This window comes from Aquibacillus kalidii, assembly GCF_014280935.1.
Taxonomy (GTDB): Bacteria; Bacillota; Bacilli; order Bacillales; family Amphibacillaceae; genus Aquibacillus_D; species Aquibacillus_D kalidii.
Genome location: NZ_JACLZI010000047.1, coordinates 25,467 through 33,433, shown reverse-complemented (window position 1 = coordinate 33,433; position 7,967 = coordinate 25,467). Strand labels below are relative to the sequence as shown.

General features: G+C 37.9%; 9 protein-coding genes. 7 read left to right on the top strand and 2 right to left on the bottom strand.

The features are described from left to right. Nucleotides 1-307: 307 nt before the first annotated feature. The 5 genes from H7K77_RS13900 to H7K77_RS13880 all read left to right on the top strand — a co-directional run bounded on the left by H7K77_RS13900 (nt 308) and on the right by H7K77_RS13880 (nt 5,482). The gene (locus tag H7K77_RS13900; protein WP_186578458.1) at nt 308-1,018 is read left to right on the top strand and encodes a hypothetical protein; all 711 of its coding nucleotides are present in this window, start codon (nt 308-310) and stop codon (nt 1,016-1,018) included. 159 nt (nt 1,019-1,177) lie between these two features. After that, nucleotides 1,178-2,512, top strand: coding sequence for a DUF2252 domain-containing protein (locus H7K77_RS13895; RefSeq protein ID WP_186578461.1), 1,335 nt, complete (start codon nt 1,178-1,180; stop codon nt 2,510-2,512). A 98-nt stretch (nt 2,513-2,610) separates the two neighbouring features. Beyond that, entirely contained in the window at nt 2,611-3,627 is a 1,017-nt protein-coding gene (gene moaA, locus H7K77_RS13890) for a GTP 3',8-cyclase MoaA (protein WP_186578457.1), read from the top strand. Nucleotides 3,628-3,641: 14 nt separating this feature from the next. Further along, nucleotides 3,642-4,910 carry a molybdopterin molybdotransferase MoeA gene (locus H7K77_RS13885; protein WP_186578456.1) on the top strand — a complete coding sequence of 423 codons (1,269 nt, stop codon included), beginning with the start codon at nt 3,642-3,644 and terminating at the stop codon, nt 4,908-4,910. Between the two features lie 62 nt (nt 4,911-4,972). Beyond that, complete coding sequence (locus H7K77_RS13880; RefSeq protein WP_186578455.1) at nt 4,973-5,482, top strand: MogA/MoaB family molybdenum cofactor biosynthesis protein; 510 nt, start codon at nt 4,973-4,975, stop codon at nt 5,480-5,482. A gap of 14 nt (nt 5,483-5,496) precedes the next feature. Here the strand turns inward: H7K77_RS13880 and moaC are convergent, their stop codons facing one another. Next, nucleotides 5,497-5,985 (bottom strand): cyclic pyranopterin monophosphate synthase MoaC, encoded by a 489-nt coding sequence (gene moaC, locus H7K77_RS13875; RefSeq protein WP_186578454.1) that lies wholly within the window; start codon nt 5,983-5,985, stop codon nt 5,497-5,499. 119 nt (nt 5,986-6,104) lie between these two features. Between moaC and modA the strand changes: the two genes are divergently transcribed. Together modA and modB are read left to right on the top strand one after the other, a co-directional pair. Next, the gene (modA, locus tag H7K77_RS13870; protein WP_186578453.1) at nt 6,105-6,887 is read left to right on the top strand and encodes a molybdate ABC transporter substrate-binding protein; all 783 of its coding nucleotides are present in this window, start codon (nt 6,105-6,107) and stop codon (nt 6,885-6,887) included. Then, nucleotides 6,884-7,543, top strand: a complete 660-nt coding sequence (gene modB / locus H7K77_RS13865; protein WP_186578452.1) for a molybdate ABC transporter permease subunit — start codon at nt 6,884-6,886, stop codon at nt 7,541-7,543. Before modA ends, modB begins: the two co-directional genes overlap by 4 nt. 77 nt (nt 7,544-7,620) lie before the next feature. Here the strand turns inward: modB and H7K77_RS13860 are convergent, their stop codons facing one another. Then, nucleotides 7,621-7,890 (bottom strand): YgaP family membrane protein, encoded by a 270-nt coding sequence (locus tag H7K77_RS13860; RefSeq protein ID WP_186578451.1) that lies wholly within the window; start codon nt 7,888-7,890, stop codon nt 7,621-7,623. Between the last annotated feature and the right edge of the window lie 77 nt (nt 7,891-7,967).

Here is a 7,967-nt window from a genome sequence, read left to right as displayed (position 1 = left end):
CGAAAGCAGTCTTGAAAGCAAAATTGGAGATGTAAGAGGAAGGCTAACGAAGCGAAAGCAGTCTTGAAAGCAAAATTGGAGATGTAAGAGGAAGGCTAACGAAGCGAAACCATCCTTGAAAGCAAATTTGACAACGTTAGACTGTTTCCGGTCCGGCGTTCTAGAATTTCGTGATGATGGATTTACACTTATCTAATTAAGACCTTTTAAAAAGAAATAGGTTAGTACCCATTCTTGATATAGGTGGTTGCGGATTACGTTTAACAGCATACGTTAATCTTGTAGATTACACAGGGGAGGAATTAACATGAATTACGGTCAGAATCCATATGGAAACTTTTATCAGGGTGGTGCATATCCATATTCACACCATGGAGGGGCGAACCTAGGACCTAACTATGGTAACTTTAATCAAGTGCCAGGAAACTTTGGAGGCCAACTACCAGGACCTTATGGTAACTTTAACCAAATGCCAGGAAACTTTAATGGCCCGCTACCAGGCCCTAATTATGGAGATTGGAATCAAGCTCCAGGAAACTTTGAAGGCCAGTTACCAGGTCCAAATTACGGAGACTGGAATCAAATGCCAGGAAACTTTGAGGGTCCATTCCCGGGACCGCAATATGGGGACGTAAGCGAGTTGCTAGGAAATTTTGAAGGCCCGCTACCAGGCCCAAATTACGGAGACTGGAATCAAGTACCAGGGAACTTTGAAGGTCCACTACCAGGCCCAAATTACGGAGACTGGAATCAAGTACCAGGAAACTTTGAAGGTCCGCTACCAGGTCCGAATTACGGAGACTGGAATCAAGTGCCAGGAAACTTTGAAGGTCCATTGCCAGGCCCGAATTATGGAGACTGGAACCAGCAACAAGGAAATTTTCAAGGTATGAACCCTTACTATGGACAAATGCCAGGTAACTATGGTGAGAACCTAGTCGGGCAGTATAATAACTATTGGAATCAAATGCCACCGAACTTCTCGGGGCAGTTCAGAGAATATGATGATGAGGATTAATTAAATATCATCTCCAAGGTTAACTAGACTTATGTTTAGTTAGCCTTTTCTTTGTTAAATAAAACAAACAGGAGATTCATAGAATCATCGAGAATATTTATCTTTATAGAATAAAAACTTACAGTAGAAGTATAGGGGGAGCAACTCTTGGTACGAAATATGAAAGAGCAAATAAAAAATACAAAGAAATATTTAAGAAAACAAACACTACATACCATTTTGGAACAATTTGATGACCATTTGATGCAACTAAGCAAATCAGATAGAAGATTGAAGTACGACAAAATGAAACAGGATCCATATAGCTTCTTTAGAGGAAGTGCTTATTTGTTTTACTATGATGTAACTAAAATTCCTTTTACTTATCATACTTCAGATTATGCACCGACATGGATAATGGGAGATTTGCACTTTGACAACCATAGTGGATTCCAGAATGAGGATGAAGATATCGTTTTTGATGTCGATGATTTCGATGAGGGGTATCTAGGCTCCTACCTGTACGATGTATTAAGAATGGTAGTTAGCATTCGCTTGTTTTCTGAACAACAGGGCTATAATGAAGAGAAGCAAGATGAATGGGTTAACACCTATTTAAATGCCTATTACAAACAATTGAAAAAATTTGTGGAAGAGGAAAATAGTCCGTTAACATCACAGTACACAGTGGAAAATACAAAGGGACCTGTTAAGAAATTATTAAAGAAATTAGAAGATAGACAAGCAACACATGAATTAGATAAGCTCACGTACATACAAGCAGATGGAGAAAGAAAATTCAATCGTGCCAATGAAAAGCTAGAGCCTGCCTCCAATAATGAATATAGGGATCTTATGAAAAATTGGCATCTGTATTTAGAAAGTATTGATAAGGAATGTTATCAAGGTGATGAGCATTATCAAATTAAAGATATAGTTAGACGAAAGGGTGCTGGCATTGGTTCAACTGGGTTAAAAAGATTTTACGTTTTGATCGAGGGACAACATGATAATAAGCATCAGGATGATATTATATTAGAAGTGAAAGAAGCGAGAACCCCAATCCCTGCATATTTTTTCACTTATAACGAGGCTTTCTGGGAATCGCATAACCACCAAGGTAAACGTGTCATCAGTACACAGCAAGCAATGCACCATAAGGCCGACCCGTATCTTGGTTATTTTACAATTAATAATCGTGAATTCTATGTTAGGGAACGATCCCCATTTGAAAAAGAATTAAAACCGAATCATTTCAAGGAAGAGAAGGATATAAAGAAGACGGTAAAGGTCATGGGTAAGGTATCAGCAAAGATCCATGCCAGAGCCGACGAAGATATCGAACATGGCTTACTAGATTACCATAGCGAGCAGCAAATCCTTGCAGCTATTGGGGGAGACAAAAGTGGTTTTAAGAAGGAAATGATTATTTGGTCTAGCTACTATAAAGATAGAGTAAAAGCAGATTATGTACTATTTAATGAGTGGTTAGAGGAATATTTTTATAAAAGATAATGACTTCTAGTATGTTTGTAATCCCCCATCCAATCTGATAATCTAGAATTTAATTATTATCAGACTTTTCGAATTCAATCGAACGGGAGAGTATTAAAATGACAAACAGTAAGGTGCACGACAAGTTTAATCGACCGTTACAAGACCTTCGGATTTCGGTTACAGATCGCTGTAACTTCAGATGCACTTATTGCATGCCAAAAGAGATTTTCGGTAAAGATTTCACTTTTTTACCTAAGGAGCACCTACTTTCGTTTGAAGAGATAGAAAAACTAGCAAAAGCCTTTACGAAGTTAGGTGTTAGTAAAATTCGTTTAACTGGTGGGGAACCACTTCTTCGAAAAGACCTTCCCACATTAATAGAAAAGCTATCAGCTATCGAAGGGATAGAAGATATTGCTTTAACAACAAATGGTGTCCATTTAGTTAAGCAAGCTAAGGCATTGAAAGCTGCGGGATTGCAAAGAATTAATGTTAGTTTAGATGCGTTAGATGAAGAGACCTTTAAAGCCATAAATGACCGTGGGGTAAGTCCTGAATGGGTGTTGAAGGGCATAGACGCAGGATTCGAAGCTGGATTACAAGTCAAGGTAAATATGGTTGTGAAAAAGGGGATGAATGATAAAGATATTCTCCCGATGGCAGCCTATTTTAAAGAAAAGGGAATCACGCTACGATTTATTGAATTTATGGATGTCGGTACTTCTAATGGATGGAATTTCTCATCGGTTATAACAAAGAAGGAAATACTCGAAAAGTTAGCAACTGAATTTGATATCGAACCTGTAGAACAGAATTATTTCGGAGAAGTCGCTAAACGATATCGGTACAAGGGTACCAATACGGAAGTTGGATTTATTACCTCTGTCTCGGAATCTTTTTGTGCTAGCTGTACTAGAGCAAGAATCGCGGCGGACGGTAAATTCTATACGTGTTTATTTGCTACAAACGGCTTTGATCTTAAGGAATTAGTTCGGAATACGAATGATGATGACGTTATATATGAAAGGATTCAATCTATCTGGCAAAAACGTACCGACCGGTATTCAGATCAAAGAACAGAAGAAACAGTTAAAAATAGAGATAAAATTGAAATGTCTTATATTGGTGGTTAACAAGGAGGATGAACATGGTAGAGGTTAGGGAGCCGATTTCTGTACATGAAGCAGTAAAGCGTGTATTGAATTTTGCAAAAACAGGAGAGGTAGAATCCATTGACATTGAGCAATCAAATGGACGAGTCCTTGGTGATAACTTGATAGCAGATCATGATATTCCATTGTTTGATCGTTCTCCATATGATGGCTATGCCATTATTGCGGAGGATACAATTGGGGCAACTAAAGAGAATCCGCTTCGATTGGATGTAGTAGCGGAAATCGGTGCAGGACATCTTTATGAACAAGAACTTTCCTCTAACCAAGCCGTTAGGATTATGACGGGTGCACAATTACCAGAGGGTAGTAACGCTGTTATTATGCTCGAGCAGACAGAAACCTTTGAAGAAAATGGTCAAACCTATGTAGATGTATATAAGGAATGTGTGGTAGGTGAAAATATATCCTTTCAAGGGGAAGATATTACGAAAGGTACCATTGTTGCAGAAAAAGGGACATTAATAGGAGCTGGTATGACAGCACTACTCGCTACTTTCGGGTATAAGCATGTGCCTGTTTTTAAGAAACCAATAGTTGGTGTGATTGCTACAGGCACAGAACTATTAGCAATAGACGAAGAGTTAGTGCCTGGTAAAATTCGTAACAGTAATACATACATGTTACTTTCTCAAATTGAGAGAGCCGGGGGACAGGCTGTATATCTAGGTCAGTTTGAGGACGATCTAGAGCTTTGCTACCAACAAGTGAAAGGTGCATTAGAACAAGTTGATATGGTTATTACGACGGGTGGTGTATCTGTTGGTGACTTTGACTATCTACCAGCTATTTATGAAAAATTGACTGCTAATGTACTATTTAACAAAATTGCCATGAGGCCTGGAAGTGTGACAACAGTAGCAGAATATAATGGGAAATTGTTATTCGGATTATCTGGGAATCCATCCGCATGTTTTGTTGGGTTTGAAATGTTTACTCGCCCTGTAATCCGTCAACTTTTACACGTTAAACATCTCCATCTACGGAAAGAAAAAGCTGTATTACGTGATGATTTTCCGAAACCTAATGCTTTTACGAGATTTGTAAGAGGCTATGTTTCAATAGAGGATGGTAAATTAATTGTAAGTAGATATGGACTAGATCAATCCAATGCTGTATCTTCTCTTGCGAAAGCTAACGCTCTTATTGTTTTACCAGGTGGAACTGATGCCTATTCTGAAGGTACTGATGTAGAAGTGAGGCTATTAGATGATCAAGAAGGAAGCTCAGAGCTAGTGTACTAAATGGATGTGCTTATTTTTGTAACGTCTACATGCCTAATTGTTCAAAGAGGATGTGTATAAACATGTTAAAAAAACATCGGGAGGTATCACCAAAAGTTGTTTCATGCAAAGTGATAACTGTAAGTGATACGAGAGATGAACAAACTGATAAAAGCGGACAGCTAATGAAACAAATGTTAGCAGATAATCAGCATTATCTAGCTAACTATGAAATTGTCAAGGATGAGAAAACGGAAATAGAAGCTGCTATTTCTTCTGGCGTTCAGGATGAACAAATGGATGCAATCTTAATTAATGGAGGAACAGGAATAGCTAAACGGGATGTTACAATAGAAGTTGTCGACTCTTTCTTGGATAAGAAAATGCCAGGGTTCGGAGAGATTTTCCGAATGCTAAGTTACCAATATGACATTGGTTCAGCCGCAATCCTGTCCCGCGCAATTGCTGGAGTCACTGATAACACGGTTATCTTTTCCGTGCCGGGATCATCAGGAGCAGTTAAACTAGCGATGGAAAAGTTAATCTTGCCAGAGATAGGTCATATCGTGATGGAACTGAATAAAGATAATTGAAAAGCGAGAATGAATTAGTCTTCTCGCTTGAAATCTCCACTCTTGCCACCTGACTTCTCAAGTAGAAAGCTTTGTCCAATAATCATTCCTTTATCAATTGCCTTACACATATCATAGACTGTTAAGGCAGTAACTGTTGCAGCTGTCAGTGCTTCCATTTCTACACCAGTACTTCCCTTTGTTTTTGCTTCCACCGTAATGACTAATTCAGGTTGATCTTCCTTTTCTAGTTTCCAATCAAAGTGAATGTCGAGGCCGCTTAATGGTAAAGGATGGCACATGGGGATAATCGTTGATGTTTGTTTTGCTGCCATAATTCCAGCTACTTGGGCCACAGCTAGCACATCGCCTTTTCCTATTTCATGGTTAACGACTTTTTGGTAGATTTCTTTATTAACAAAAATACTAGATCGTGCAACAGCTCTTCGTGATGTTTGTTGTTTATCGCTAATATCAACCATTTTGGCACGGCCTTGTTGATTTATATGAGTTAGATCTGACACATTAATCACCTCTACTAGTAAGCTTTCATTCCTCTATTATAACAAAACAGCGTGGACTATAAAATGTAGAAACAGTCATGCTATAATGGAGGATAACAAGTTGGGAAAGGTCGAAATGCATGAAAAGAATTATAGTCACGCTTATATTAACTTTTCTCCTTCTATCTGCTTGTATGCCAAATGATAGTAAGGAGAAGGAAGTAGAAATAACTATTTCTGCTGCTGCTAGTATGACTGATGCGATGGAAGAGATTATAGAGGAGTTTGAAAGGGAAAATACTTCGATTAATGTTCTGTTAAATGTAGGATCGTCAGGATCTCTGCAGCAGCAAATTCGAAAAGGTGCACCAGTAGACCTATTTATTTCTGCTGCGCAAGATAAGTTTGATGTTGTGTTAGAAGAAGGGTTAATTGATACGAATAATTACCGTACATTGCTTCGTAACTCCCTTGTGCTAATTAAGCCGATAAATTCAAAGATCCCTTTAAGTAATTTTGATAGCTTACTAGATAAAGAAATGGAGAGAGTAGCAATTGGTACGCCTGAGACAGTGCCGGCTGGTAAATATGCTGTGGAAACTTTAAAATCGTTGGAATTATATGATCAGTTAGAAGAGAAGCTTATCCAAGCAAAAGATGTAAGACAAGTTCTCCATTATGTTGAGACGGAAAATGTCCAAGCTGGTATTGTGTATAAAACAGATGCTTTACAATCAGATAAAGTAAAAGTAATAGCAACAGCAGATTCAAAGGACCATGCACCGATTGTTTATCCAGTAGGAATTATAAAAGATACGGATTATCCTTCAGAAGCAAAACAATTCTACCAATTTATCCAAACAGATAAGGCAGAACAAATATTTGAAAAATACGGATTTGAAAGTATGAGCGATTCTAAATGACAACATATGAATTTTGGCAACCAATTCAATTATCTATAATGATAGCTGTGGTATCCTTAGTTATCGTAACAGTTGTTGGTATTTTCGTGAGTTGGTGGATGGCGAAAAGTAAATTCAGGGGTAAAACGATAGTAGAGACATTTCTAATCTTGCCAATTGTTTTACCTCCAACAGTAATTGGATTCTTGTTAGTGATTATTTTTGGGAAGAATGGACCAATTGGGAAAATGGTCGATGTTGTTTTTAATACATCGATTATATTTACGATAACAGCAGCAATTATAGCAGCAGTTGTCGTGTCATTTCCTTTAATGTATCAATCTGTTAAAACAGGATTTCAAGCAATTGACCCAGCCATTGAGGAAGCTGCTAGAGTAGATGGTGGTAGTGAGTGGATTGTGTTTCGATACATATCGATTCCTTTATGTTTCAAGCCTATTATTTCTGGAATAGTGCTTAGCTTTGCGAGAGCACTAGGGGAATTTGGTGCAACGATTATGTTTGCAGGAAACATACCAGGAAAAACGCAAACTATCCCAACAGCAATCTACGTGGCGTTCGAGTCAAACCAAATGGGTATAGCTTGGGCTTGGGTCATATCTATCATAACGATTTCATACCTTATGCTATTTTTATTACGACGTAAAAATGCCTAATTACGGAATGTAATTAGGCATTTTTTCACTACATATTAGAGGGCAATTGCTTGCCTTTCTAAGTTCTTCATTGTTCATTAAGAAGGGTTTATCACATTTTCAGCTTGACTTTCATTACTTCTAAGGTTTTCTATTTGGTCCTCTTGTTCCATTTTATTGATCCAATCTGTTACAGGGCAGTAGCGGACAATACCCTCGCCAATTTTCATTGCGGCCATCACAGATAGAAAGAAGGACCCTTTGCGAAGTGGATGACGAACCATTCTAACCGTAGAATAACTTAAAAAAACAAAACCACAAGTGATCCGAATTAATGCATTTAAAATACCAATGTTAGGTTTTATCATTTTGTAAAATTCCTCCAATTAATTTACTGCATTATGCAGTTGAGTATGTTATTATAAAAAGAAATTACTTGAAATTG

Bases quoted from the DNA above. Each gene is read 5' to 3' on its own strand.
- H7K77_RS13900 (WP_186578458.1), top strand. From the start codon at position 308: ATGAATTACGGTCAGAATCCATATGGAAACTTTTATCAGGGTGGTGCA.
- H7K77_RS13895 (WP_186578461.1), top strand. From the start codon at position 1,178: ATGAAAGAGCAAATAAAAAATACAAAGAAATATTTAAGAAAACAAACA.
- moaA (WP_186578457.1), top strand. From the start codon at position 2,611: ATGACAAACAGTAAGGTGCACGACAAGTTTAATCGACCGTTACAAGAC.
- H7K77_RS13885 (WP_186578456.1), top strand. From the start codon at position 3,642: ATGGTAGAGGTTAGGGAGCCGATTTCTGTACATGAAGCAGTAAAGCGT.
- H7K77_RS13880 (WP_186578455.1), top strand. From the start codon at position 4,973: ATGTTAAAAAAACATCGGGAGGTATCACCAAAAGTTGTTTCATGCAAA.
- modA (WP_186578453.1), top strand. From the start codon at position 6,105: ATGAAAAGAATTATAGTCACGCTTATATTAACTTTTCTCCTTCTATCT.
- modB (WP_186578452.1), top strand. From the start codon at position 6,884: ATGACAACATATGAATTTTGGCAACCAATTCAATTATCTATAATGATA.
- H7K77_RS13860 (WP_186578451.1), bottom strand. From the start codon at position 7,890: ATGATAAAACCTAACATTGGTATTTTAAATGCATTAATTCGGATCACT.